This is a genomic window from Leucobacter sp. (assembly GCF_053528595.1).
The window spans coordinates 1-26,687 of sequence record NZ_JAIVPF010000087.1; the positions used below are offsets into that span (position 1 = coordinate 1).

Below are 26,687 nucleotides of genomic sequence, written 5' to 3' on the forward strand. Positions count from 1 at the left end.
ACACACCACCGCACCGATGAGGCGCGTCGGGCCGCGGTTCACCCGCGAGGCCCGGCGTCTTCGTCATTGCCGGCTGTGCGCGACGAGCACGGCGAAGGACTGAGGAACGGCCCGGAGGGGTGTTCCCGGGAATCGAGAGGGGATCGGTACTGATGGCTGGAGGCAAGCGCATCGGTGCGAGCAGCGATGCGGGCGACGAGGTTCGGGCTCTGCGGTCGTATGATCCGGGGACGCCGTCCGAGTCCGACATGCAGGTCGTGAGCGGGACCGACGCGGCTGCGGGTCGCGCCTACCGCAGTCAGATGAGGACGGCCGGCCTGGCGTTCTTCGCGGACTTCTCCCGCCAATTGCGCGAGATCCAGGCGGACTGCGAGGCATCCGCCGGGATCATCGAAGAGCTGCACGAACTGGACGAGGAGATCGCGTCCGCCCTGCGGCAGATGGAGATTCCTGCCGACACCTCTCCTGCCGGGCCGGCGAGCGGACCCTCGAGCACCGGTGGAGGGAAGACTTCGTGGTAGGGCGACGCCCGTGGGCGCTGCTGGGGGCGGGATTCGTCGCGCTCGGGATCGTGCTCGGCGCGGCGCTCCCCGCGCACGCGGTGCTCGACTCGGAGCAGCGGGAATCCGGGCTCTGGTACGCCGAGCGCCTGAAGTTCGACGAGATCCGCGCGCAGGGCCTGTCGGGGAAGGGCATCACGATCGCGGTGGTCGATGACGCGATCAATCTCGACGCCCCGGAACTGGAGGGGGCGGACATCGAGGTGCGCGGCCAGTTCTGCAGGAACCGGGAGACAGGTGAGGAGCTCCCGGCGACAACCGACGACTCGGAGCGAGCGCACGGAACGAACGTGGTCGCGATGCTGGTGGGCAACGGGACGGCCGCCGACGGTGGTCTCGGGACGCGCGGCATCGTCCCCGACGCGAAGATCTTGTTCTACGCGGCGGATGGAACGCCCGCTTCGAATGGCGAGTGGGATTGCGAGGCCTACAACCCGGTGGCCCAGGAGTACGAGCGGGATCTCGCGGCGACGGCGAACGGCAGCGCCTCGTACGACGAGGCCGAGGCCTCGATATCCTTCCCCCCGGCGCTAGCGGCGCGGCAAGCGATCGAAGACGGGGCCGACATCGTCAGCGTGTCCTCCGTGTCGTCGGTGTGGAACGGCATGTCCTGGTACCCGGTGGGCATCCAGGCGATGCGGGCAGGGGTGCCCCTCGTCGCGGGAACGCTGAATCCTGACGCCGGTGTCGATGATGTCCTGGAGCTGATGCCCGGGGTGATGAACGGCACCGTCGGCGTCGGCGGCGTCGACAACGAGGGCAATGTCATCCGGGGCGTCGACGGGAGCTCAGGTCTCGAACAGGAGACGAGAGGGCTGAGGAATCTGGCTTTCGCGGGTCCGGCCTATCAGATGCTCACGCCGTCGGGCGACGGCGCCTGGCAACCCGGATACGGATCCGGAACGTCGCTCGCGACCCCGCTGGTGGCGGGCACGATCGCGCTCGGCATGGAGCGCTACCCGGAGGCCACGGCGTTCCAGGTGCTGCAGTCCATGGTCCGTACGACCGGGAACGGAGAGGTCACCGAGCCCGAGTGGGTGAGCGAGCAGTACGGGTACGGCATCATCAACCCGAGTGCGATGCTCGAACTCGACCCCGGCCAGTTCCCCGATGAGAACCCCCTGTTCGTCATGAGCGGCGACGATCCGCGATGCGGGGCGGGAGCTCCGAGCGAGGCCACGGCCAGCCTCGAGAGCTGCCTCTGGTCGGCCGGCCCTTCCGCGGACGACGTGTGGCCGCAGAGCGGGGAGACAGACTCGGGCGCGGAGCGCTCGACGCCGGGCGGAGCGCCGAGCGCGGCACCGGTCTTCTGGATTCTCGGTGGAGTACTGCTGCTCGGAGTGCTCGCCGCCGGGATCGTGATCCCGGTTGTGCTCGTGCGCTCGCGCCGGTCTCGACCGGCCCCGCACCCTGTTGAGACGAACTGGACGGAGGGCTCGAGATGAGCGAGACATCGAACGAACGGCTGTTGGAGGAGCTCGCCTTCGGGGAGGACTGGCGGATCGACAACCTCGGACGGCTGATCTCCGCCGTCGACGGGGTGCAGCGGAAGCTGGATGAGGTCATCGCTGCGCTTCCCGACAAGTGGTCGGGGGACGCCTCGGAGCTCGCACTCTCGCGACTGCGGGTGCACCGCAGCAATCTGGGGAAGTTCAGGGGTGTGCTCAACCAGGCGCAGGCTCTGATCACCGGGATGAGCGAGACCAGCTGCGCAGCGTCCTGCGCGAACACCGTGCGCAGAGCCGAGGCGCAGCGACTGCTCTCCGAGCTTCCCAGCGGCGTGGTGCCGTCCTGGGTGCACGACGCGGTGAACCAGGGCAGGACCGTCGAGGTGCCGCTGTTCGGCACGATCGATCTGAACCAGGGAACCGAGGACCTGTCGAACTTCCTCGGGGCCGGGCGAGAGGAAGCGGCCGGCAAGGCACTCGCTGCGATGCAGCAGGTGATCGACGACGAGGCGGCGAAGCTGCAGGCACTCTCGGTCGAGTACGACCCGCTCCCCAACGGCGACGGAACCACGGAACCCGTGCCGCCGTTCGAGGTGCCGCGGGGCACCGGCCCGGGCGGTCCCGGTGGGCCCGTCGGCGGCCCCGGCGGGCCGTCGGTCTGGGATCGGCCGCCGCTTCCCGACCCCCGCGGGCCGGGCGACGACGGTTCCGGCGGCGACGACTCCGGCGGCGACGACTCCGGCGTCGACCGGCCGAACGATCATCCGGAGCCGCCGGACGGTCCCCGCGATCCGGGCGGCGACGACTGGCCCGGCGGGAACGACGGCCCCGGCGGCAACCCCGGCGGTGGTCCGGGCGACTGGCCCGGCCGTCGCCCCAGCGTGGACAGCGGGCTCGACGGGTCGACCGTCCGCAGCGGTCTCGGCGCCGCGGGCCTCGGAGCGGTCGGCCTGGCTGCCGGCGCGAAGCTCGCGGGTCTCGGCGGAGGCGCCGCGGGAGTCGGTGGAGCCGGCGCCTCCGGGATCGCGGGTCTCGGATCAGCCGGCGGCGGGCTGCGCGGCGCGGCCGCTGCGGCCGGCGCGGGCGGTGCAGGGGGTTCGGGCTCGAGCGCATCGGGATCCGGCGCGCGAGGCGGGGCCCGGCCGGGCGGCATGATGATGGGTGCCGCGGGCGCGGGCGGCAGCGAGAAGAAGTCGCGCAAACCGGGCCTCGGCGGATACCTCGCCCCCAAGCTCGACGACGAAGACGATCTCGGTCCGGCGGCTCGGGCCTCGCGCGCCGGAAGCCGCGAGGAACCCGAGCTGTGACGCGCGCGGCAAGCGGCGGAGGCCCGGTGCGACCGGGTCGGCGGCTCGCCGTGAAACGGGGAGCGCAACGGCTAAGCTGCCAGTGACCATCCGGAACAGCCGATCGACCGACGCTAGGGAGTGCGCAGAGTGAGCAGCCGCCTTGCACCACCGCGGGTGCCCTCGGGGAACGTCGTGCTGCAGGCGCCCCCCGAGATCGAGCCGTCCGACGGCGGCAGCAGTGTGCTCACCTCGATGCTGCCCATGCTCGGCAGCGTCGGGGCGATCATCATGGTCTCGGTCAGCAACGCCGGGCCGACAGGCTGGATCACGGGCGGCATGTTCCTCATCTCGGCTCTCGGCTTCGTCTTCGTCAACGGCTGGCGGCAGCGCGCGACCCGCCAGGCCTCGATCCTCAGCTCGCGCCGCGAGTACCTCGCCTACCTGACCGAGCTGCGCAAGACCGTGCGCACGGCAGCCAAGGCGCAGCGCCGCGAGCGCAACTGGCGATACCCCGCACCCGAGACGCTGAGCTACCTCGTCGAGGACGGCACGCGCGTGTGGGAGCGCGATCCCGGAGCCGACGACCACCTGACGGTGCGCATCGGAACGTGCGAGCAGCCGCTCTGCCTCACGCTCACGGCACCCGAGCTGCCGCCCATCGCCGACCTCGATCCCGTGGCGACGACCGCGGCCCACCGATTCCTCGTCACACACGAGACCCAGCCGGACCTCCCCACCTACCTGCGGATCTCGCACTACCGCAACGTGCAGCTCATCGGCGAACAGCTCGATCGCATCCGCGGCCTCGCCCGCGGCATGGTCTCCCACCTCGCCGCGCTGCAGAGCCCGGACGAACTGCAGATCGTGATCGCGGCGAGCCCGGACGCGCTGCCCCACTGGGAGTGGGCGAAGTGGCTGCCGCACACCCAGTCGGCGCGACTGCGCGATGCGCTGGGCCCGGCGCGCATGATCGGATCCGATCCCACCACGCTGCTGCGCATGATGCCCGCCGATCTGCGCGAGCGTCCCCGATTCTCCCGCGACGCCTCGAGCGCGGAGACGCCGCACATCCTCGTGGTCGTCGACGGCGCCGACGTACCTCCCGGGGATCCGGTGTTCGCCGGGGGGCTGCAGGGTGTGACCGTGCTCGACCTCCCGACCACCTGGGACGACAACGACGATCCGGGCGTCGCGCGCATCCACATCGGCGACGGCACCGCGGAGGTGGCAGAGGGCCGCACCCGGCATCAGGCGATCACCCCCGACGCCATGAGCGTCGTCGAGGCCGAAGCCGTCGCGAGGCGGCTCGCCCCGCTGCATCGCGAGGGCAGCGGCAGCGGCTCAGTCGCGCGCACCGGCAAGCGCCAGCAGGAGCTCCTCGAACTGCTCGACATGCCCGACGTGCGCGACCTCGACCTGTCCCACGAGTGGCGATACCTGCCGGAGCGCGATCGGCTGCGCGTGCCGATCGGCCAGGACACGACCGGCGCGCCGCTGATCCTCGACCTCAAGGAGTCGGCGTCGCAGGGCATGGGCCCGCACGGCCTCATCATCGGCGCCACCGGCTCCGGCAAATCCGAGGTGCTGCGCACGCTGGTGCTCTCGCTCGCACTCACCCACTCGCCCGAGCAGCTCAACTTCGTGCTCGTCGACTTCAAGGGCGGGGCGACCTTCGCCGGCATGGCCGATATGCCGCACGTCTCGGCGATCATCACCAACCTGGGCGAGGAGATCAGTCTCGTCGACCGCATGCAGGACGCGCTGCAGGGCGAGATGGTGCGCCGGCAGGAGCTGCTGCGCTCGGCCGGCAACTTCGTGAACGTGGGCGAGTACGAGAAGGCGCGCAAGAACGGCCGCGACGATCTCGCGCCGCTGCCCGCCCTCCTCATCGTCGCCGACGAGTTCTCGGAGCTGTTGAGCGCGAAGCCCGAGTTCATCGAGTCGTTCGTGGCCATCGGCCGGCTGGGCCGCTCGCTGCACGTGCACCTGCTGCTCGCGTCGCAGCGACTCGAGGAGTCGCGGCTCAAGGGGCTCGACACGCACCTGTCCTACCGCATCGGGCTGCGCACCTTCTCGGCGGCCGAATCGCGCACGGTGATCGGGGTGCCCGACGCCTACCACCTGCCGCAGGAGCCCGGCGGCGGACTGCTCAAGGTGGGCAGCGACACGAACCTCACGCAGTTCCGAGCGGCCTACGTCTCGGGGCCGCCCCCGGCGCGCCGGGTGTCGGCGACGCCCGATACCGACGGAGCGGGCGCCGGGGCGGCACGGATCGTGCCGTTCACCGCGGCCTCGCAGCAGCTGGCGGATCCCGTGGCCGATGCCGCGGAGGCCGAAGCCGCGGCCGCGCGCCGCGCAGCCGAGCTCGCGGCGAAGCAGCCCGCCGAGACCCGCAGCACGTTCGAGCTCGCCGTCGCGAGCATGGCGGGACTGGGGCCCGCGGCGCACCAGGTGTGGCTGCCGCCGCTGGAGGAGCCCGCCACGCTCGACCAGCTGCTGGGCAAGCTCGCGGTCAGCTACGAGCTGGGGCTGCACGCGCCGCGCTGGCGCGAGGGCCGCCGCCTCACGGTGCCCGTGGGCATCATCGATGTGCCGCTCTACCAGCGCCGCGACATCCTCTCCCTGGATCTCTCCGGGGCCGCGGGACACGTCGCCATCGTGGGCGCCCCGCTCGCGGGGAAGAGCACGGCGGCCCGCACGCTGGTCTCGGCACTCGCGCTCACGCACACGCCGAACGAGGTGCAGTGCTTCGTCATCGACTTCGGCGGCAGCTTCGCCGGGCTGCGGGATCTGCCGCACCTCGCGGGGCTCGCCACCCGAGGCGAACCCGAGGTGATCCGCCGCACCGTGGCCGAGGTCTCCTCGCTGCTCAACGCGCGCGAGGCCTTCTTCCGCGAGCACGGCATCGACTCGATCGACACCTATCGCACGCGGCGCCAGCAGGGGCTGGTCGACGACGGCTACGGCGACATCTTCCTCGTCGTCGACGGCTGGGCGACGCTGCGCAACGACTACGAGACCCTCGAGCCGGCGATCCAGCAGATCGCGGCGCGCGGTCTGAGCTTCGGCGTGCACGTGGTGCTCACGGCCAGCCGCTGGCTCGACATCCGCCCCAATATCAAGGACCTGCTGGGAGGCCGGATCGAGCTCCGCCTGGGCGATCCGTCGGACTCCGAGATCAATCGCCGTGCGGCCGCGAACGTCACCGCGCTGCCCGGCCGGGGGCTCGACGCCGCGGGTCTGCAGATGCTCACGGCGCTGCCCAGGATCGACGGCGACACGGCCGCCGACACCCTCGTCGACGGCGTCGAGGACCTGGTCGCGAAGATCAGCAGCGCCTGGCAGCGGGAGCCCGGCCCGAAGCTGCGGCTGCTGCCGGAGCACCTGAGCATCGAGGAGCTCCGAGCCCACCCGGCCGCCGATCCCGATCAGCTGCTGCTCGGCATCGACGAGGACGAGCTCGCGCCGGTGGGCTTCGATCCCGCGCGGGAACAGCACCTGTTCCTGTACGGGGACTCGGGATCGGGCAAGTCGTCGATGCTGCGCGGTCTCACCCACGAGATCGCCCGCCGCTACGAGCCGGGCGACGCCCGCATCTTCATGATCGACTACCGGCGGGCCCATCTGGGGGAGATCCCCGAGGACTATCTCGGCGCGTACCTCACCACGGCGGACCAGGCCGCAGCGGCGGTGAATCAGCTCGTGGAGTTCTTCCGCGGGCGGCTGCCGGGTCCCGAGGTGACCGCCGAGCAGCTCCGAGCGCGCAACTGGTGGACCGGTGCGGAGGGGTTCATCATGATCGACGACTACGACCTCGTCGCGACCCAGCAGGGCAATCCCGCCGCGCCGCTCGCCCAGCTGCTCGCGCAAGCGGGAGACGTCGGCCTGCACGTGTTCGTGACCCGTCGTTCGGGCGGCGCGTCGCGCGCGGCCTACGACCCCATCCTGCAGGGCATGACCGACCTCGGCGTGACCGGAGTGCTGCTGAGCGGCAGCCCCGAGGAGGGGCAGCTGATCGGCAAGGTGAAGGCGATCCCGAGCGCCCCGGGCAGGGGGCAGGTGATCTCGCGCGCGAGGGGACACCAGATCGTGCAGCTCGGCTACGTGCCGGCGTCGCACGAATCGGCGCCGTGACCGTCGCCGAGCGGGGATTCTCGAATGCGTCCCGCACCGGTACGCTTGCAGAGGCGAAACAGCGTTGCTCGGCGGCTTCGAGAGCTCGAGCAGACGTCACGGAAGTGAGGGATTCATGGACTACGGGACATCGACGACCGCGTTGAGCGCGGGCCTGTGGGTCGTGCTCGGGATCTGGTCGGTGATCGGCCTCGCGTTCTACGTCTGGTATCTCTGGGCGCTCTCCAGGCTGTTCCCGCGGATCGGGCTGCCCTCGGCGTGGGGATGGATCCCGGTCTGGAACCAGTGGCAGCTGATCCAGCGGGGAGGGCTGCCCGGCTGGCTCGTGCTGCTCGGCCTCGTCCCGGGGCTCGGCGTCGTGGTGCTGATCGTGTCGATCATCGCGATCCACCGCATCAACGTGGAGCACGGCAAGGGCGCGGGATTCACCGTGCTGGGCGCGTTGCTGCCTCCGCTGTGGGCGATGCTGCTGGCCTCGTATATCGCAGACGGGCAGACGTACGGCGCGGGGTACGGCGGCGGCTATCCGCAGGCATCGCCGGCATACGGGTGGGGAGGATCGCCCGAGACGGTCGCTGCCCCCGTGAACGGCGGCGGGGGACACCCCGGAGCCGCTCAGCCCGGTTTCTCCCAGACAGGCGCGCCCGCCGGCCTCGACCCGCAGTGGCCGGGGGCGCCCCAGCCGGCGGCTCCCGGGGCCGAGTGGCAGCAGCGCGCTCCGGAGCCCGCATCGCAGGCGGTCGGCGCGCCGATCCAGGATCCCTGGGCGCAGCCGCAGGATCCCCGGCAGCAGCCGCAGGACCCGTGGCAGCAGCCGGCACCAGCGGTACAGGATCCCTGGGCCCAGCCGGCGTCGACGGCGGCTCGGCCGGCGGGGGAGCCCCCCGCTCCGGCCGCCGGCAACGAGTGGGGATTCAGCAACACGACCGAGGGTGATTTCGCGCGGCTCGCGGCCGAGGAGTCTCCCTCTCGTCCCCACCAGCCGCTGGGCGCCGGCGACCTGCAGCGGCCGTTCTCGTGGCCGGCGGTCGAGGAGACCCGCGTGACGAACGAACCGGTGCCGTCGGCGCCCGAGCCCGCCCCGGCGGCGGCACCCGTGCCGCCCGCGCCGCCGGTGCCCGCGGTCCTGCCCGAGGCGCCGTCGCCCGAGCCCGAGCGGGAGGCCTTCCCCGAGCGCCCGGCATCCGGGCCCACCATCTTCGACGCGCCGCAGCCCGGTTCGCCGGCCGTGCCGCCGCCGACCCCCGCACCCGATCCGGACGTGTCGAGCGCTCCGGTGCCGCCACGATTCGAGCCCGCCCCGGCCCAGGTTCCGGCTCCCGCGGTAGCGCCTCCGGCCGGAGCGGAGGACCTCGAGGACCACACGGTGGTCGTGCAGCGCCGCACCCGGTGGGGGCTCGAGCTGCCCGACGGCGAGGTGCTGGAACTGGTCGGAGACGACGTCGTGGTGGGCCGCAAGCCCCAGCCGGTGGGCGACGCGCAGCCGCTGCAGATCGTCGATCCCACGCGCACTATGTCGAAGACCCACGCGCGCATGCGGCGCAACGGCGAGGACTGGACCATCGAGGACCTGCAGTCGACCAACGGCGTCGCGCTCGTCGACGAGAACGGCGAGAAGGTGCTGCTCGAGGCCGGGCGCGAGTACGAGGTGATCGAGCAGCTGGTCATCGGCACGCTCGAGGTGCGGCTGCGCCGAATCGGCTGATCGTCGCTCCCGTGCGGCCGCGGCGAGTGCGGCTCCCGTCCGGTCGTGCTGCGCGAGCGCAGCGCCCACCCCGTCGTCCTGCGCGAGCGCAGCGAGTCGCAGGATCCACCCGCCCCTACCCCGCGAGACACCTTCGCGCGCCAGTAGTTGCCGGCAAAACCGAGATTTGCCGGCAACTACTGGCGCGCGAAGGGGGTGGGGAACAGAGGGGCGGGAGCGCAGGTGTCGGGTCAGCGCTTGCCGACGGCGATCATCGCGCCGGTGTCGGCGAACTCCTGCTCGATCTCCTCGTTGGGGCGGTAGGTGAGGAGGCTCACGACGACCGCGACGGTCATCGCGATGACGAAGGCCGGCAGCAGCTCGTAGAGGCCGGTGTCGAAGGCCTTCCAGATGAACACGGAGGCGGCCCCGGCGACCATGCCGGCCAGGGCACCCCAGTTGGTGAGCCTGCGCCAGTAGAGGCTCAGCAGCACGATCGGGCCGAACGCGGCGCCGAAGCCGGCCCACGCGAACGACACGAGGCCGAGGATGCTGTCGTTCGGGCTGAGGGCGAGCAGGGCCGCGATGACCGTGATGACGAGCACGCCGACGCGGCCGAGGATCACGAGCGTCCGCTCGCTCGGAGCCGGCTTCTTCACCGCGCGGTAGATGTCCTCGACCAGGGCCGAGGAGCAGACGATGAGCTGGCTCGACAGCGTGCTCATGATCGCGGCGAGCACGGATGCCAGCACGAAGCCCGAGACGAGCGGGTGGAGCAGCGTCTGCGACATCAGCAGCACCACGGTCTCCGGGTTCTGCGGCGCGCCGCCGAACTTGTCGAAGTAGGCGATGCCGATGAGGCCGGCGCTCACGGCGCCGAGCAGCGACAGGAACTGCCAGCTGGTGCCGATGCGTCGTGCGCTCGCCGCGTCGCGCGAGCTGCGCAGCGCCATGAAGCGCACGATGATGTGCGGCTGCCCGAAGTAGCCGAGGCCCCAGGCCAGTCCGGAGACGATGATCAGCGCGGCGGCGCCCGTGCTCAGCTCGGCGGGGCCGAGGAGCGAGAGGTTGCCGGCGCCGACCGTCTCGACGAGGCTCGCCGTCTCGCCGAAGCCGCCGATGTTGATGATCGCCACGACGGGCACGACGATCAGCGCGGTGACCATCATGAGTCCCTGCACCACGTCGGTGAGCGAGGCCCCCAGGAACCCGCCGAACAGCGTGTAGGCGAGCGTGACGCCCGTGACGATCAGCATGCCGAGCAGGTACTCGCCGCCGAAGGCGCTCTCGTAGAAGATGCCGCCCGCCACCATGCCGGAGGAGGCGTAGAGGGTGAAGAACACGAGGATCACGATGCTCGAGATGGTGCGCAGCAGGCGCGAACGGTCGCGCAGGCGGTTCTCGAAGAAGCTCGGGATCGTGATGGAGTTGCGCGAGACCTCCGTGTAGGCGCGCAGGCGGGGAGCGACGATCCGCCAGTTGAGATAGGCGCCGATGAGCAGGCCGACGGCGATCCACCCCTCGATGAGGCCCGTGGCGTAGATCGCGCCGGGCAGGCCCATGATCAGCCAGCCCGACATGTCGGAGGCGCCCGCGCTGAGCGCCGCGACCCAGGGCGGCAGACCGCGGCCGGCGAGCATATACCCCTCGTGGTCGCTCGTCCTGCGGAAGGCCATGTAGCCGATGAACAGCATCAGCGCGAAGTACAGCCCGAGGGCGATGTAGAGGAATACCTGATCGGACATCGTCGTCTCTTTTCTTTCGGGAGATCGTTCGGAAAGTCGGAGTGCGAGGGTGCGGTCACATCCACCCTGACACAGATCGACCGGCCGCGGGCTCTCGCCGGGCCGGTCGATCGGTTCCGGGGTTAGATCAGCCCCTCGGAGAGCTGATTCAGGGTGCCGAAGCGGTGAGCGGTGATGGAGACCGCCTGCTCGTGCAGGTGCGGCAGCATCTCCACCCGGCCGGCGGACACAACCTCGCCGCCGTAGAGCGCGATGTCTGGCTTGCCGGACGAGGCCTCGAGCACCGCGGCCGTCTCCGCCGCGCGCGACGCGCCGGCGACCACGCGGATGCGGGCGCCCGCCCGCGGACCCTGCTGGGCCGCGAGCCGCTGCACGCGGGCGGCCCAGGCGGCGGCGTCCTCGAAGTGCACGTCCACACCGGCCGCGGCGAGTGCCGAGAGCACGGGCTGCGGCAGCGCGAGCGGGGTGCTCACGACGGGTGTCGATCCCGCCGCGAGTCCCGCGCCGATCGCGCGCACGGCCCGGTGCAGCGGGGCGTCGGCGGCGATCCGGATCGTGACCGGCACGGGCAGGTAGCGCAGCAGGTTGCGCTCGACGCCGAGCCGGGAGGCGTCGCGCGCGATCCCGAACTCGTCGTCCCAGGCTGCGGCGTCGCTGCCGAACGCCGCGCGCAGCCAGTCGAGCTCGGCACCCGCCACGCCGGCCTGCTGGGCCGCCGTGAGCAGCGGGGCCACCCGGGGGCGGGGCGCCCGCAGCTCGCCCGCGACGGGGGCGTCCACCCAGTCGCCGAGGCCGTGCAGGTAGTTGGGGCCGCCGGCCTTGGTGCCGGCGCCGATCGCGGACTTCTTCCAGCCGCCGAACGACTGGCGGCGCACGATCGCACCCGTGATGCCGCGGTTGACGTAGAGGTTGCCGGCCTCGACGCGCCGCAGCCACAGGGCCAGGTCGTCGCGGTCGAGGGAGTGCAGGCCGCTCGTGAGGCCGTAGTCGATCTCGTTGACCATGTCGATGGCCTCGTCGAGGGTCTTCGCGGTCATGATGCCGAGGATCGGCCCGAAGTACTCGGTGAGGTGGTACTCGGAGCCGCGCTCGACGCCGTCGCGCACGCCGGGGCTCCAGAGTTTGGCCTGCCCGTCCGCGTCGCGCGCCAGCGGGCTGTCGCTCTCGAGGGGCGCGGGCTCGATCAGCCACTCCTCGCCCGGGCCGAGCGTGGTGAGGCCGCGCAGCAGCTTGCCGGCGGGCGCGTTGATGATCGTGCCCATCTGGGTCTCGAGGTGCTCGGGCGTGCCCACCTTGAGCGAGCGCACGGCGTCGAGCAGCTGGCCGCGGAACCGCTTCGAGGTGGCGACCGAGCCGACGAGGATCACGAGCGAGGCCGCCGAGCACTTCTGGCCCGCGTGGCCGAAGGCCGACAGCGCCACGTCCTTGGCCGCGAGGTCGAGGTCGGCGTTCGGGGTCACGATGATGGCGTTCTTGCCGCTCGTCTCGGCGAGGATCGGCAGGTCGCGCCGGAACTCCCGGAACTTCACGGCGGTCTCGTACGCGCCCGTGAGGATGAGCCGGTCCACGCGGGGATCGCCCACCAGCTTCGCGCCGAGCTCGCGCTCGTCGAACTGCACGAACTGCAGCACCTCGCGAGGCACCCCCGCCTCCCACAGCGCCTCGACCATCACGGCGCCCGAGCGTGCCGAGCTGGCGGCGGGCTTGATGATCACCGAGGATCCCGCGGCGAGCGCCGAGAGCACGCCGCCGGCGGGGATCGCGACGGGGAAGTTCCACGGCGGGATCACGGCGATCAGCCTCTGCGGCTGGAACTCGGCGCCGTCCACCTGGTCGAGCAGCTGACCCAGCATGGCGTAGTAGTTCGCGAAGTCGATCGCCTCGGAGACCTCGGGGTCGCCCTGATCCAGCGTCTTGCCGCACTCGGAGCCCATCACCTCGAGCAGCTCGGCGCGCTTGGCCTCGAGCCGCTCACCGGCGCGGTAGAGGATGCGGGCGCGCTCGCAGGCAGAGAGCGCCTGCCAGCCGTCGGCGGCCGCGATCCCGCGCTCGACGACCGCGTTCAGCGTCGCCTCATCGCCGATGAGCGACGAGGCGACGAGTTCCGCGCCGAGCCGGGAGCCGACCATGCGGCTCGCGATCCCGCGGCCCCAGGCGCGGTTGCCGGGCAGGTCGGGATCGGTGTCGGGGGCGTTCTCGAACTCGCCGCGGCGGCCGGCCGCCACGCGGGCCTCGACGCGCGCCTCGGCGCCCGGCTCGTCGTAGTGCCGGCGATCCTGATCCCGATTCGCCCCGGGCACCGCGTACGACTCGACCGAGCCGTCGCCGGTGATACCGTCGAGGTCGTCGAGCGAGGCGAGGAAGCGCTGCTTCTCGCGCTCGAACAGGGCCGGGTCGTCGTTCAGCTCGAACACGGCCGACATGAAGTTCTCCTGGCTCGCGCCCTCCTCGAGGCGGCGGATCAGGTAGGCGATCGCCACGTCGAACTCCTGCGGGTGCACCACGGGGGTGTAGAGCAGCAGGGAGCCGACCTCGCGCTTCACGGCCTCGGCCTGGCCGGTGGCCATGCCGAGCAGCATCTCGAACTCGATGCCCGCCACCGCCCCGCGGGCCTTCGCGAGCAGCCAGGCGAGGGCCACGTCGAAGAGGTTGTGGCCGGCCACGCCGATGCGCACGTTCTTCACCCGCTCGGGGGTGAGCGCGTAGTCGATGACGGCCTTGTAGCTCGTGTCCGAGTCCTGCTTGGTGCCCCAGGTGGCCACCGGCCAGCCGTGGATCGCGGCGTCCACGTGCTCCATCGGCAGGTTCGCGCCCTTCACGATGCGCACCTTGATGGGCGCGCCGCCGACGGCGACGCGCTTCGCCGCCCACTCCTGCAGGTCGATCATGGCGCCGAGCGCGTCGGGCAGGTACGCCTGCAGCACGATGCCGGCCTCGAGCCCGGCGAACGCGGGGCGCTCGAGGATGCGCTTGAAGACCGCGATGGTGAGATCGAGGTCCTTGTACTCCTCCATGTCGAGGTTGATGAACTTCTTCGGGGAGGCGGCGTTCGCGCGCTCGAAGAGCGGCACCAGCTGCTCCTCGATGTGCGCCACGGCCTCGTCGAAGGCCCAGTGGTTGTGGGGCGCCACGGTCGAGGACACCTTGATGGAGACGTAGTCGACGTCGTCGCGGGCCAGCAGCTTGTGCGTGCCGGCGAGACGCCGCTCGGCCTCGTGCTCGCCGAGGATCGCCTCGCCGAGCAGGTTGATGTTGAGGCGCACGCCGTCGCGCTTGATCTTCTTGATCGCGGGGCCCAGCTTGGCGTCGCTGGCGTCGATGATGAGGTGGCTCACCATCTGCCGCAGCACCCTGCGGGCGATCGGCACGACCACGCCGGGCAGCGGCTTGGCGAGGGCGCCGCCCAGGCCGATCGCGCCCCGCATGGCGCCGGGCAGGAACTTCGGGGTGAGCGGGGTGAGCTCGTTGAGCTTCTTGGCCGCGGCGCCCAGATCCTCGGGGCGCACCACTCCGTCGACGAATCCGACCGTGAAGTCGAGGCCGTCGGGATCGCGCAGCACGCCGGCGAGGCGCTCCGCCGAGGGATCGGCGGGGAACTGCGCGGCCTCGCGCAGCCAGCGCTGCACGAGCTGGATCGCCTCCTCGGCGAGGTCCTGGGGGCGGGCGGCGGTGCCTGCGTGATGGCTCACTGATGACCTTTCTCGATGACGCGGGGCGTCGGGGCGGCTCGACGATGCGCCGAGCGGGAGGGGACGTGACGTTGAGGCCAGTGTGCGTCTTCGAGAGCATGAAGTAAAGCAATGCTTTTTGTAGGATAAAGTGAAGTAAAACTGAATGATTGTCCGTCGGCGCGGCGGAAGCTGTTCCTCCGGGGATCGACGGGCGGGGTCCGCCCGATCTGTGGTTCGGGTGGGCGGTCTGGCTGGCGGAGCCCGTTTGGCCGATCGACCGAGCGGAGTCCCCGCCGCCGAGCGGGCGGCGCGAGCGGGGCGGCGCGAGCCGGGATCCGCCGCCGGACGACCCGGGACCGAGAGAGGAGCGGCGACCGATGCTCGATGTGAAGCGGCTGCGGCTGCTGTGGGAGCTGCACGCGCGAGGCACCGTCGCCGCGGTGGCCGAGGCGCTCAACTACAGCCCTTCGGCCGTGTCGCAGCAGCTCGCGGTGCTGGAGCGCGAGGCCGGCGTGCCCCTGCTGCGCAAGACCGGTCGCACCCTCGAGCTCACCGCTGCGGGGGAGGTGCTCGTGGGCGAGACCGAGGAGCTGCTCGCGGCGCTCGAGCGGGCGGAGTCGGCGCTGCACCGCGCCCGCGCCGAAGTGGCGGGCACGGTGCGCGTGGCAGCGTTCCAGACCGCAGTGCTCGCCATCATGCCGGGTGCGCTGCGGCGTCTGCGCGAGCGCTATCCGGTGCTGCGGGTCGAGGTGGTGCAGTACGAGCCGGGGGCGGCGCTGCTCGAGACGTGGGCGCGGGGCTTCGACCTCGTGGTGGCGGAGCAGTATCCGGGGCACTCGACCCCGCACTTCACCGGCCTGGACCGCGAGCCGCTCACACAGGATCCCATCCGGCTGGGACTGCCTCCGCTCGGTTCGGGGGATGCCCGGTTCGACCGGGCGCGGGAGCTGCCGGACCTCGCCGAGCTGCCGTGGGTCATGGAGCCGCACGGGGCCGCCACCCGGCACTGGGCCGAGCAGGCCTGCCGCAGCGCGGGCTTCGAGCCGGACGTGCGCTTCGAGACCGCCGACCTGCAGGCGCACCTGCGGCTCATCGAGTCGGGCAACGCGGTCTCCCTGCTCCCCGGCCTCGTGCACGTGGGCGCCGCGGCGGGCGTGCGACTGCTCCCGCTGCCGGAGGATCCGCACCGCAGCATCTTCACGGCCGCGCGCTCGTCGCGCGGTTCGCACCCGGCGCTGGCGGCCGTGCGTGAGGCGCTCGCCGCGGAGGCCGCGGAGCTGCGATTCGGGTGACATTCAGCAGCTGCGGTTCGGGTGACATTCAGATCCGCGGAGGTAGAGTGGATGCCGTCGGGAGCCCGGCAGGAACCCGAAGAAGGGGGCGCGAGTATGAAGGTCGTCAGCTACAACCTGCGCAAGAACCGAGCCGTCGCGGAGATCGGCGCCCTCGCCGATGATCACGAGGTCGACGTGCTCTGCCTGCAGGAGGCCGAAGCGGTCGCGCTGCCCGCGCACCTCGGCCACATGTCGCTGGTGCACGCGACCGAGCGCAACCGACTGGGCCTCGCGATGTATGTGCGCGAGGAGCGGTTCCGCACCCGCTCGGCGCACACCTTCCAGCTGAAGAAGTCGCTGCACGACCGCCTCCTCGCGCCGGCGCACGAGCGCCTGCTCGGCGCCCGCCTGCACGATCTCGAGACGGAGCGCGACCTCGTCGTCGCCTCCTTTCACGCGGCCCCGCTGACCGCGCTCAACTCGCTGCGCCGGTACCAGATCCACACGGCGCTCGCCGCGCTCCGGCAGCTCGGCCCCGCGCTGCCCGCCCTCATGGTCGGCGACTACAACTACCCGGTGTTCAAGGGCCGGCTCGACACCGAGATGCGGGATCACGGGTACGAGCTCAGCCTGAGCGACAAGCGCACCTACACCCGCTACAAGATGTTCCGCGGGCACTTCGACTTCGCGACCTCGTCGGGTCTCGACATCAATCGGGTGGAGACGCTCGAGCGCGGTCTCTCCGACCACCTGCCGATCCTCGTCTCGGCCTCGCTGCGCGCGGACACGCTCGTCCCCGTCCCCGCGTAGGGGCTTCGCCGCACCGCCTGCGCCTGCGCGCGCCGGAGCGCGCCGCGCCCGCGCCGGAGCGCACCTGCGCCGGCTTCGCACCTGCCCGCGCGCCCTGCAAGCCGTGCGCCTGTCCCGCCCATTCGCCCGAAACCGAGCCGATTGCGCGAGCCGGAGCCCTCCAGCGCCGACAACTCGGTGGGTTTCGAACAACGGCATCGATTTCGGCGGGAGGAGCGATCGAGGAGCGATCGAGGAGCGAGTGAGGAGCGAGTGAGGACGGGCACCCTTCGCGCTCCGCCCACAGGGCGAGAGTCCGCCGCCCCGATCACGACCTATCCACATTCGCGGTTCTGCGCTCGCCGCACGGCACGCTTTCGCGGCACGCTTGCCCGATGGATCATCGGGAACGCATACGGACCACCCGCGGGCAGTTGTGGCTCAGGCGGCGTCTGCTCGGCGGGGAGTGGAGCGATCGGGAGTTGCGCGCCGCGGTCTCGCAGGGGGCCGCGGTGCGAGTGGTGCGCGGGTGCTACATCGATGCCCGGGCCTGGAACTCGATGCGGCTCGACCAGCAGCTGCTCGCGAGGACTCTCGGGGTCTCGGAGCTGTCCCGAGCAGGGGCGCCGGTCTTCTCGCATTTCTCCGCCGCGGTGGTCTGGGGTCTCCCGATCTACGGGCTCCGCCGGGACCCGGCGGAGCGGGTGCACGTGCTCACCGCTCGCGCGATGCCCGGGAGGAGTTCGGCGACGGTGCTGCGGCACGTCGGCGATCTCCGCGAGGACGACGTCTGCGTCGTCGAAGGCCTGCACGTCACCTCGCCGACGCGCACGATTCTGGATCTCGCGCGGTGGGCGACCGCGGAGGCCGCGATCGGATGCGCGGATGCCGGACTCCGCATGATGTTCGGCGCGCGGCGCAGCGGCGGCCTCGACGACATCGAGGCCTGGAAGGAGGAGCAGTTCCACCTGCTCGACACCATGCGGGGCATGCGGGGAGTCGCTGCGGCGCGCCGAGTGCTGGGGATCGCGGATCCCCGCCCCGACTCCGTCGCCGAGAGCGTGAGCCGGTTGCAGCTGGTGCGGCTGCGGGTGCCCCACGAGATCCAGGCGCACGTGTCGGGCCTGGACGGCGAGAACTTCTGGATGGACTTCGATTTCCTCGGACAGCGGACGTTCGGCGAGATGGATGGCGCGGTGAAGTACACCGACCAGCGGTACATGCGCGGGCGGACGCTCGAGCAGGTGCTGCTCGACGAGCGGGAGCGCGAGGTGCAGGTGAAGGGGATCACGAGGAAGGACGTCGTGAGGTGGGGATGGAGTGCGATCCCGACGGCTCGGAGATTCGGCCGGGTGCTCCGCCGCTTCGGTCTCGACGTGCCCGGGCTGAGCTGAGCCCGTGTGGCTCGGATCGTACTCGGTCCTGCCGCCTCCCGAAACCGAGCCGATTGCTCCAGGCTGCACGGATTATCCTCGCTGGATTGCTCGTGCTCGAATAATGGGCTCGGTTTCGGTGGAGAGGGAGGGGTGGGCCCGGGCTACGCGCCGCGGCCCGCGAGGTAGGCCGGGACCTCGGCGACCGACCCCAGCAGCTCCGTGCAGGGCTGCCCCTCGAACGCGTCCCGGGCGAGCTTGCCCGAGAGCACGCCGATGGTGATCGCGGCGCCCGAGTGCGCTCCCGCCTGCACGTCGACCGCGGTGTCTCCGGCCACGAGCACCTCGGAGACGGAGAGCGTGCCGGTGCGCTCCATGGCGCGGTGGATCATGTAGGGCGCGGGGCGTCCTGCGGCGACCTCGTCGCCGCAGACGAGTGCGTCGACCCGCACGGCGGCGGCCGGCGCGGATCCCTCTCCCACGACCCAGCCCAGCCGGTCGAGGATCCGCTCGGCCACGTCGACCGAGAAGCCGGTCGTGAGCGCCACCTTCGCACCCGAGGCGCGCAGGGCCGCGATGGCCTCGGGCACGCCGTCGATGGGGGTCGGGGGCTCCGCGGTGTAGAGCTCGTCGAGGATCGCGCGGAAGCGCTCGAAGGCCGCGTCGACCTTGCCCGCCGGGGTCGGATCGCCGCCGCCGAGCTCGATGAGCGCGGTGATGGCCGCGCGCTTCTCGGTGCCCATCCAGGTCTGCAGATCGGCGGGGGAGACGGCGACGCCGGTCTCCTCGACCGCGCGCCGCAGCGCCTGGTAGACGGCTCCGCCGTCGTCGATGGTGGTGCCGGCCATGTCGAAGACGGCGAGGGTGATCATGTGGTGCTCCTAGGGGGTCGGGAGTGGAGGGGCGGGTCGGAGTGGAGGGGGCGGGTCGGAGTGGAGGGGGCGGGTCGGGGTGGAGGGGGGGGAGTCGGAGCAGGAGGCGAGGATCGCGGGATCGGGTCCCGTGGTGCGAGAACGACTCCGACTCGCGCGACCGGTGGGAGATGTCGGACCCTGCTCGTTCAGTCGGAGGGCGGGGCGGGGAGAGCGGGGCTCTGCTCGCTCAGTCGGCGGGCGGCGGGATCTCGGCTCGTACGGTGCCAGTGCCGGTGCCGATGCCGGGTGCCGATGGCGGTGATGCCGGGTGCCGGTACGGGAGCGCCGACGCGGACCCTGCGCGGTCATCGGCGCGCCGGCGTCCGACCGATCCGCGCCCGTTCGATCGACCACCGGACGGCGGATCAGGCGCTGCGCTCGAAGAGGTCGGCGGTGGCGTTCGCGGCCTGGCGGGTGAGCGGGATCCGATGCTCGGCGCTGTTCTCGACGACGAAGGTGGCCATCGAGGGCAGGTAGCGGTCGTCGGCGCTCTCGATGACCGTTCCCGTCTCGTTGTAGGCGAGCCGCCGCACGCGCAGCAGCGGTGAGCCGGGCGCGATGTGCATCTGCTCGACCTCGAGTGGGTGCGCGGCGATCGCGTCGATCACGTGCCGCGCCCGCACCGGCACGACCCCCGACTGGCACAGCGTCTGGTAGATGCTGCCGTTGTCGAGATCGGCGGTGATGAGATGCCTGCCGATCTCGTAGGGGAAGAGGGACCGCTCGAGCATGGCCGGCTTGTCGTCGAGCAGCCGCAGCCGGATGATCTCGACCACCGCGGTGTCGGGTGCGATCTGCAGTTCGCGGGCGATCTCCTCGGTCGCCGGCCGCCGGCTGGCCTCGATCACCCGCTGTCCGGGCTGCATGCCGAGATCCCGCGCCCACTCGGTGAACGACATGAACGTGTCGAACGACTGGGCCGGCGCCGTGCGCTGCACGCGGGGCGGAGCGCCTCGCCCGCCGATGATCATGCCCTCGGACCGCAGCGCGGCGAGCGCCTGCCGTACGGGTCCGCGCGAGGTGCCGAACTCGGCGACCAGGGACTTCTCGCTCGGCACGCGGTCGCCGGGCTGCCAGACGCCGGTGCGGATGCGCTGCACCATCTCCTCGTACAGCTGGGCGTGGAGGGGCGAGTTCTCGTTCATGGGGCAAGCTTATAAGTTGTCATGACTAGTTGAAATGCTCGCCGATGACCGGAGGGTGAACGATCGGTGACGTTTCCGAAGCCGGATCGTGCGGTCGATGAACGCTCGAAGAACAGCCTCGGCAAAAGTTGTTATGACTACTTTTCGGGCCGCACTATCGATGCATGACCTCACACGACCACGCCCCGCGCATCGCCATCGTCGGCGCGGGCATCATCGGCCTGGCGCACGCCGTCGCCGCGCTCGACGCCGGCTACCGCGTCACCGTGCTCGAGCAGGACGCGGCCGCCGTGCTCTCGAGCGTGCGCAACTTCGGTCACGTGGGCGCATCGGTGCAGGCGGGCGAGCTGGGCGAGCTGGCGCGCGAGTCCCTGCCGATCTGGCTGTCGCTCGTGGAGCGCGCCGGGGTCGAGGCCAGGCGGTCCGGCACCCTCGCGGTCGCGCGCACGCCGGCCGAGGAGGCGGTGCTGCAGGAGCTCATGGACGAGCGCCCGCCCGAGGGCGCCCACCTCGTGACCGGCGCGGAGGTCGGATCGCTGCTGCACCTCGACGCCGCCGCGACTGCCGCGGTCCGGCCGCGGGCGGGTGTGATCATGCCCCGGGACGTCACGGCGAATCCCCGCACCGCCGCGGCCCGCATCGCCGCCTGGGTGCACGCCCACGAGCGCGGTGAGGTGCGCTTCTCGACCGCGGTGCACGCCGTCGGCACCGGAGTTGTCGATACCAGTCGAGGCCGTGTCGAGGCCGATCACGTCATCGTGGCCGCGGGACATCTGCTCGGCCGGCTCCTCCCCGGGCTCGCCGAGCGCGGCGAGGTTCGCGAGTGCGCGCTCCAGATGGCCCGAGTTCGCGCCCCGCACGCGATGGGCCTCGGACCGGCCGTGCTGACGGGCACCTCGATGCTGCGGTACGGCGCCTTCGCCGGGCCGGCCGCCGAGGCGCTCCGCGCCGAGCTGAGCGCCGCGCGCCCCGAGCTGCTCGAGATCGACGCCAACGTCATGCTCACCCAGCAGCCCGATGGCACGCTCCTCGTCGGCGACTCGCATGCCGCCCACGACGCGGCACCCCCGTTCCTCGACGAGCGCTGGTTCCGGATCCTGCTCGACGAGGTCGCCGCCGTGCTCGGCGCCCCGGCGCTCGAGGTGCTCGAGCGCTGGCAGGGACTGTACGCCACGAGCCGCACGCAGGACATCCTGCAGGCGCTCCCGATCCCCGGAGTCACCGCGGTCTCGGTGACCACCGGCACCGGCATGACCGTGGGCCTCGCACTCGGGGCCCGCACCATCGCCTCCCTCTGAAATCCATCTCATCCCCGCGTCCCGCTGAGATCCTGCGACTTCGCGCAGGACGACCAGGATGCACCCCGCACCCCACCCAAGGAGAACCATGCAGAAGAACACCGTCCTGGCCGCCTCGGCCATCGCCCTCCTCGGACTCGGCCTCGCCGCCTGCTCGAGCACCCCCAAGGAGAACTCGGCCTCGGCCGCCTCGGGTGACGCGGTGACCTGCCCCGACGGCAAGATCCGCTTCGGGATCCTGCCGTACGAGGATCCCGAGCGTCTCGAGCCCGCCTACCAGGTGCTCGCCGAAGCCCTCTCCGAGAAGCTCGACTGCCCCGTCGAGGTGAGCATCACCGAGGACTACGCCGCCGAGGTGCTCGCGATGGAGAACGACCAGCTCGAGATCGCCCAGTTCGGCCCGCTCGGCTTCGTGTTCGCGAACCAGCGCGCCGATGCCACCGCGATGGTGTCGTTCGGCGACGCCGACGGCAAGCCCACCACCTACACCGGCGGCATCTGGGTGCCGAAGGACTCCGACATCCAGACGCTCGAGGACCTGACGGGCCGCACCCTCGCGCTCGGCAGCCCCGGCTCGACCTCGGGCGACGCCCTGCCCATGTCCGCGCTCGTCGACGCCGGCATCGACGGCGACGTGCAGTGGGACTACGCGGGCGGACACCCGGAGGCGCTGCTCGCGCTCGTCAACGGCACCGTCGACGCCGCTCAGATCAACTCGCAGACCCTCGCCACCGCGACGGCGGAGGGCACGTTCGACGAGTCGCAGTTCCGCCAGATCTGGGAGTCCGAGGACATCCCGAACGACCCGATCACCGTTCGCGGCAACCTGCCGCAGGAGTTCCAGGACGCGGTCTCGGAGGCGCTGCTCAGCCTCGACGCAGCCGCGGTCGAGGAGGTCAGCGGATTCCTCGGCGTCGACCCCGCCGGGCCCCTGATCCCCGTGACGAACGACACCTACCAGCCGCTCTTCGACCTGGCCACCACCATGGGCCTCACCGAGGCAGACGTCTGATGAGCGCCGTCACCGCGCGCGGGGACCTCGCTCCGGCCTCGCGCACCCCCGCCCCCGAGCGCGAGGTGCTGCTCGACGTGCAGGCCATCTCCAAGAGCTTCGGCGATCGCGTCGTGCTCAAGGACATGAGCATGCGCGTGCACGCCGGCGAGGTGGTCGCCTTCCTCGGAGCCAACGGCTCCGGCAAGTCGACCACCCTGCGCGCGGTGAACGGTCTCACCGAGGCGGACTCCGGCGACATCGTGATCGCCGGCGTGCGCCTGGGCGAGGCCAGCTCGCAGCGGCGCGCCGAGGCCAGGCGCACCGCCGCGACCGTGTTCCAGAAGATCTACCTGGTGCAGCGCCGCACGGTGCTGCAGAACGTCTGCGCCGGCGGCTTCTCGCGGCTGCCGGACTGGCGCTCGCTGCCGCCGCTCTTCCCGCGGGAGCTGAAGGAGGAGGCCATGGCGTGTCTCGACCGCGTGGGGCTGGCGGATCGCGCGCACGACCGCGCCGGCAGCCTCTCGGGCGGGCAGCAGCAGCGCGTCGCGATCGCGCGGGCGCTCTGCCAGCGGCCGCGCATGATCCTCGCCGACGAGCCCGTGTCGGCGCTCGACCCCAAGGCCGCCGACGACGTGATGCGTCTGCTCCACGAACTCGCGGTCGAGGAGGGCCTCGGCGTCGCGGCGGTGCTGCACCAGCCGCACCTCGCCCGCGCCTACGCGCACCGGGTCATCGGCCTGCGCGGGGGCAACCTCGTCTTCGACGCCCCGACCGATGAGATCGACGACGTCGAACTGGCGTCCCTGTACCTGTGAGGATCCGCCCGTGACCGACGCACCCACCCGCGTGCGCTCCGACTACTCGAAGCGCACGCAGCACCTCCTCCCCGTTCCCCGAGACCCGCGCGCGCCCTATCGGGCGGGCTCGTGGTCGGTGATCATCGCGGTGCTGCTCGTGCTGCACCTGCTGGCCTTCCAGGCCACCGACTTCAAGCCCGACGCGCTCGTCACCGGAGCCAAGGGCATGTTCAACTTCATGTCCGAGGCGTTCCCGCCGGACCTCAGCGCAGACGTTCTGCAGAAGGGCATCGAGGGCGCGCTCACGACGCTCTGGATCGGTCTGCTCGGCACGACCGTGTCGGTGCCGTTCGCACTGCTGCTCGCGGTGCTCGGCGCCCGCACCACCACCCCGAACGGCCTCGTCTACCAGATCGCCCGCGGCATCCTCTCCTTCTTCCGGGCCGTGCCCGACATCGTGTTCGCGCTCATCTTCGTGACCGCGGTGGGCCTCGGACCGTTCGCCGGGGTGCTCGCGCTCATCTGCCACAACACCGGCGTGATGGGGAAGCTCTGGTCGGAGGCGATGGAGGACATCGATCCCGGCCCCGAGCAGGCGCTGCGCACCGCCGGCGCGAGCCGCTGGCAGGTGGTGGCGAACGCCACGATCCCGACCGTTCTGCCGCAGCTCACCGGCCTGCTGCTCTACCGCTTCGACGTCAACGTGCGCTCCTCGCTCGTACTGGGTCTCGTGGGCGCCGGCGGCATCGGCCTGCTCATCAACAAGGCCATCAAGACCTTCCAGTTCGACGAGATGCTGACCTACCTCATCATCATCCTCGTGGTGATCGTGGCGGTCGATCTCGCCTCCGCCTGGATCCGCAAGCGCCTGCAGTAACCACCCCTTCCACGCCACGTCACACCACACCACATCACAGGGAGAACACGCACCCATGTCGCAAGACTCACTCCACCGCTCCGAGCGGCGGGCCGCTCGTGCCGGCCGGCCGGTCGCCGTCCGCGGCGTCGCCGGGGGAGCGCTGATCGCGCTCACCTGCGGCCTGCTCGTCGCCCCCGGACTCGCCGCCCCGGCGCAGGCCGTCGCGGCGCCCTACACGCAGGACTTCGAGACCGCCGCAGGCCCCGACCAGGCGCCCGCGGGATGGTCGGTCGAGAGCTCCGACACCCGCGACATGCGAGACGGCTGGAAGGGCTGGACGTTCCACACGACGGCCGAGGTCGTCTCGACGTGGGGGTCCGGCGGCGACCGCAGCTCGTTCTCGAAGGCCCAGGGCCTCGTCGCGGTGCTGCACTCCGACGGCAACCGGCCGACGAGCGGCCCCTACACTCCGGTGGACTCGACCCTGTGGGCTCCGGCCTACGCCGTCGACCCGGGTGCCGAGGCGGTGCGCGTCGCGTTCGACAGCCACTACAAGCAGGGGCAGGCTCCGCAGGAGGCCAGGCTCGTGGCCAAGATCGACGGCGGCGATCCCGTGCTGGTCGAGCAGTTCAACACGAACCGTCTGAACCAGACGCACGACTACGCGATCGACCTGCCCGCGGGCACGCAGAACGTGCAGTTCGGCTGGCAGTACATCAAGACCAGCAACAACTGGTTCTGGATGGTGGACAACGTGACGATCGCGGAGGCGGCGCCCGCCGACGTCACGCCCACGATCACCTCGCTCAAGAAGCCGGTGGTCACTCCGGGCTCGAGCACCACCGTCTCGCTGAGCGGCCTGCGCGCCGGACAGCAGGTCGAGGCCGCTCTCGGCTCGGGGGGCGCCGCCGCACCGGTGACCGGGATACCCGCCGCCACCGCCGAGGGCACCGTGTCGTTCGACGTCGCCGTGCCGGCCGATCAGGCGCAGGCCACACTGCCGCTGAGGATCGCGGGCACCGGAGTGACCCCCGTCGAGATGACCGTCACGGTGCTCGCCGAGATCCCGGGGCACGCCTCGTCGACCGAGCCGCAGATCTGGTGGAACGGCTTCGACGGCACCGCCGAGCAGTGGACCGCGGAGGGCGGCTGGGAGTTCATCACCCGCCCGCAGGTGATCGACGCGTACGGACTCGATCGCCGCCACACCTTCACCCGCGCCTCGGGCGTGATCGCCGTCGCCGAGACGAAGAACGCCGCCTTCGCCGGCACGCTGACCTCCGCGCCGATCGCCGTGACGGCGGGCGACGAGCTCGAGCTGCGCTTCGACAGCCACTTCCGCGTGCGCGGCGGCGGTGCGCATAGCGGCGCCGTCGCCGTGCGGTTCGACAGCGGCGATCCCGTCGTGCTGCGCACCATCACCGCGGACGAGGAGTCGGCGCAGCCACGCCTCGCCTTCACCGTGCCCGAGGGGGCCGCCTCGGCGACCGTGGAGTTCGCCTACGAGGCACCCGCCGGAGCGGGGTCGTGGATGCTCGACGACGTGCAGATCGTGCGTCCGCTCGCACCGCTCGCCGAGGACGCCGCGCCGGAGGCGATCGTCGACGTGTTCAGCGATGTGCAGGGAGCGAACGCCAAGCTGCAGAACCAGGTGCTGCCGGGCTTCCGCAATCTGCCCGGAGGCCGTGCCGACGTCGTGATCTCGAACGGCGACCTCACCAGCAACGGCACGCCGGCGCAGTACGACAGCTACTACGCGGCGTTCAACGCGGGCGGGGGCGGCGACTACGAGACGCGCATCTCCACGATCGGCAACCACGAGTTCTACGGCTCCAACGGCTCCGCGACCTACATCCAGCGCTTCCTCGACTACACCGGCATGCGCGACCTGGGCGTCGCCGAGTCGCAGTCGCCCCACAAGGGCCTCTGGGGGGAGGTCGTCGTCGACGGCAAGCTGCCCGTGCTCTGGATCGGCAGCGAGCGCCACGAGTACCACGGCGGCAGCGGCCCCTTCGTCGAGATCTGGGACGAGCAGTTCGACTGGCTGCGCGACCGCCTCGATCACTACCGCGACGCGGGCCTGCCCGTGCTGCTGAGCGTGCACCACATCTTCGAGAACTCGGTGTCGGGGTCGTACGCGAACCTGTACAAGCGCGAGTTCGGCGATGACCAGGAGCGCATGGAGCGCCTGCTGGCCGCCTACCCCAACGTCACCGTCATGAGCTCCCACACCCACTGGAGCCCGCTGCTGCACGACTGGAGCGTCGAACAGCGCTTCGTGCCGACCACCGACCACGCGCCGACCGTGATCAACACGGCCGCCGTGACCACGCAGTACGGTCCGAGCGGCGACTGGGGCGAGGTCGGGATCGGCGGCGCCGATCCCGCGGGCCTGCGCATCTCGCTGTACGAGGATCGCCTGCGCGCAACCGTCTACGGCTTCAACGGACAGGCTCAGCCGAGCGAGATCAAGCACGTCGACATCGCGCTGCCGGCGGAGGAGCCGGTGGATCCTGTCGACCCGGTGGACCCGGTGGATCCGGTGGACCCGGTGGACCCGGTGGATCCTGTCGATCCGGTGGATCCGCAGCCGGCGAAGGATCCGTTCCGTGATGTGTCGAGGTCGGCGAAGTTCTCGCGGGAGATCAATTGGATGGCGGAGCGGGGTCTGTCGACGGGCATCAGGAAGACCGATGCGTCGGGCGGGGTGTAC

General features: G+C 71.4%; 17 protein-coding genes. 13 read left to right on the forward strand and 4 right to left on the reverse strand.

Annotated elements, in window-relative coordinates; genetic code table 11:
* The first annotated feature begins 152 nt into the window (after positions 1-152).
* The 5 genes from ACWKZU_RS17895 (at position 153) to ACWKZU_RS17915 (ending at position 9,136) form a co-directional block, all read left to right on the forward strand.
* Positions 153-521, forward strand: coding sequence for a hypothetical protein (locus ACWKZU_RS17895; protein ID WP_449283694.1), 369 nt, complete (start codon positions 153-155; stop codon positions 519-521).
* Complete coding sequence (locus ACWKZU_RS17900; protein ID WP_449283695.1) at positions 515-2,005, forward strand: S8 family serine peptidase; 1,491 nt, start codon at positions 515-517, stop codon at positions 2,003-2,005. The genes ACWKZU_RS17895 and ACWKZU_RS17900 overlap by 7 nt, the downstream gene beginning before the upstream one ends.
* A complete protein-coding gene (locus tag ACWKZU_RS17905; RefSeq protein WP_449283696.1) occupies positions 2,002-3,315 on the forward strand; it encodes a hypothetical protein in 1,314 nt (437 codons plus the stop codon). Before ACWKZU_RS17900 ends, ACWKZU_RS17905 begins: the two co-directional genes overlap by 4 nt.
* 129 nt (positions 3,316-3,444) lie before the next feature.
* Positions 3,445-7,431 carry a type VII secretion protein EccCa gene (gene eccCa / locus ACWKZU_RS17910; protein ID WP_449283697.1) on the forward strand — a complete coding sequence of 1,329 codons (3,987 nt, stop codon included), beginning with the start codon at positions 3,445-3,447 and terminating at the stop codon, positions 7,429-7,431.
* Between the two features lie 115 nt (positions 7,432-7,546).
* The gene (locus ACWKZU_RS17915; RefSeq protein WP_449283698.1) at positions 7,547-9,136 is read left to right on the forward strand and encodes a DUF5684 domain-containing protein; all 1,590 of its coding nucleotides are present in this window, start codon (positions 7,547-7,549) and stop codon (positions 9,134-9,136) included.
* Between the two features lie 230 nt (positions 9,137-9,366).
* Here the strand turns inward: ACWKZU_RS17915 and putP are convergent, their stop codons facing one another.
* On the reverse strand, positions 9,367-10,860 hold the full coding sequence (gene putP, locus ACWKZU_RS17920; RefSeq protein WP_449283699.1) for a sodium/proline symporter PutP: 1,494 nt from the start codon (positions 10,858-10,860) through the stop codon (positions 9,367-9,369).
* A 122-nt stretch (positions 10,861-10,982) separates the two neighbouring features.
* On the reverse strand, positions 10,983-14,549 hold the full coding sequence (locus ACWKZU_RS17925; RefSeq protein WP_449283700.1) for a proline dehydrogenase family protein: 3,567 nt from the start codon (positions 14,547-14,549) through the stop codon (positions 10,983-10,985).
* Between the two features lie 359 nt (positions 14,550-14,908).
* On the opposite strand from ACWKZU_RS17925, the gene ACWKZU_RS17930 reads away from it, so the two are divergent.
* The 3 genes from ACWKZU_RS17930 (at position 14,909) to ACWKZU_RS17940 (ending at position 17,988) form a co-directional block, all read left to right on the forward strand.
* Positions 14,909-15,823 carry a LysR family transcriptional regulator gene (locus tag ACWKZU_RS17930; protein ID WP_449283701.1) on the forward strand — a complete coding sequence of 305 codons (915 nt, stop codon included), beginning with the start codon at positions 14,909-14,911 and terminating at the stop codon, positions 15,821-15,823.
* Positions 15,824-15,919: 96 nt separating this feature from the next.
* The gene (locus ACWKZU_RS17935) at positions 15,920-16,615 is read left to right on the forward strand and encodes an endonuclease/exonuclease/phosphatase family protein (RefSeq protein WP_449283702.1); all 696 of its coding nucleotides are present in this window, start codon (positions 15,920-15,922) and stop codon (positions 16,613-16,615) included.
* 374 nt (positions 16,616-16,989) lie between these two features.
* Entirely contained in the window at positions 16,990-17,988 is a 999-nt protein-coding gene (locus ACWKZU_RS17940; protein ID WP_449283703.1) for a hypothetical protein, read from the forward strand.
* Positions 17,989-18,131: 143 nt separating this feature from the next.
* Here the strand turns inward: ACWKZU_RS17940 and ACWKZU_RS17945 are convergent, their stop codons facing one another.
* Together ACWKZU_RS17945 and ACWKZU_RS17950 are read right to left on the reverse strand one after the other, a co-directional pair.
* On the reverse strand, positions 18,132-18,839 hold the full coding sequence (locus ACWKZU_RS17945) for a phosphonatase-like hydrolase (RefSeq protein WP_449283704.1): 708 nt from the start codon (positions 18,837-18,839) through the stop codon (positions 18,132-18,134).
* A 407-nt stretch (positions 18,840-19,246) separates the two neighbouring features.
* Positions 19,247-20,026, reverse strand: coding sequence for a GntR family transcriptional regulator (locus ACWKZU_RS17950; protein WP_449283705.1), 780 nt, complete (start codon positions 20,024-20,026; stop codon positions 19,247-19,249).
* A 164-nt stretch (positions 20,027-20,190) separates the two neighbouring features.
* Between ACWKZU_RS17950 and ACWKZU_RS17955 the strand changes: the two genes are divergently transcribed.
* From ACWKZU_RS17955 to ACWKZU_RS17975, 5 genes are all read left to right on the forward strand, one after another.
* Positions 20,191-21,324, forward strand: a complete 1,134-nt coding sequence (locus ACWKZU_RS17955) for a TIGR03364 family FAD-dependent oxidoreductase (protein WP_449283706.1) — start codon at positions 20,191-20,193, stop codon at positions 21,322-21,324.
* Positions 21,325-21,412: 88 nt separating this feature from the next.
* The gene (locus ACWKZU_RS17960; protein ID WP_449283707.1) at positions 21,413-22,336 is read left to right on the forward strand and encodes a phosphate/phosphite/phosphonate ABC transporter substrate-binding protein; all 924 of its coding nucleotides are present in this window, start codon (positions 21,413-21,415) and stop codon (positions 22,334-22,336) included.
* Complete coding sequence (locus tag ACWKZU_RS17965; protein WP_449283708.1) at positions 22,336-23,133, forward strand: phosphonate ABC transporter ATP-binding protein; 798 nt, start codon at positions 22,336-22,338, stop codon at positions 23,131-23,133. The genes ACWKZU_RS17960 and ACWKZU_RS17965 overlap by 1 nt, the downstream gene beginning before the upstream one ends.
* A 10-nt stretch (positions 23,134-23,143) precedes the next feature.
* On the forward strand, positions 23,144-23,992 hold the full coding sequence (gene phnE / locus ACWKZU_RS17970) for a phosphonate ABC transporter, permease protein PhnE (protein ID WP_449283709.1): 849 nt from the start codon (positions 23,144-23,146) through the stop codon (positions 23,990-23,992).
* Positions 23,993-24,047: 55 nt separating this feature from the next.
* Positions 24,048-26,687, forward strand: a 2,640-nt coding sequence (locus ACWKZU_RS17975; protein ID WP_449283710.1) for a metallophosphoesterase family protein, incomplete at its 3' end; no start/stop codon positions are given.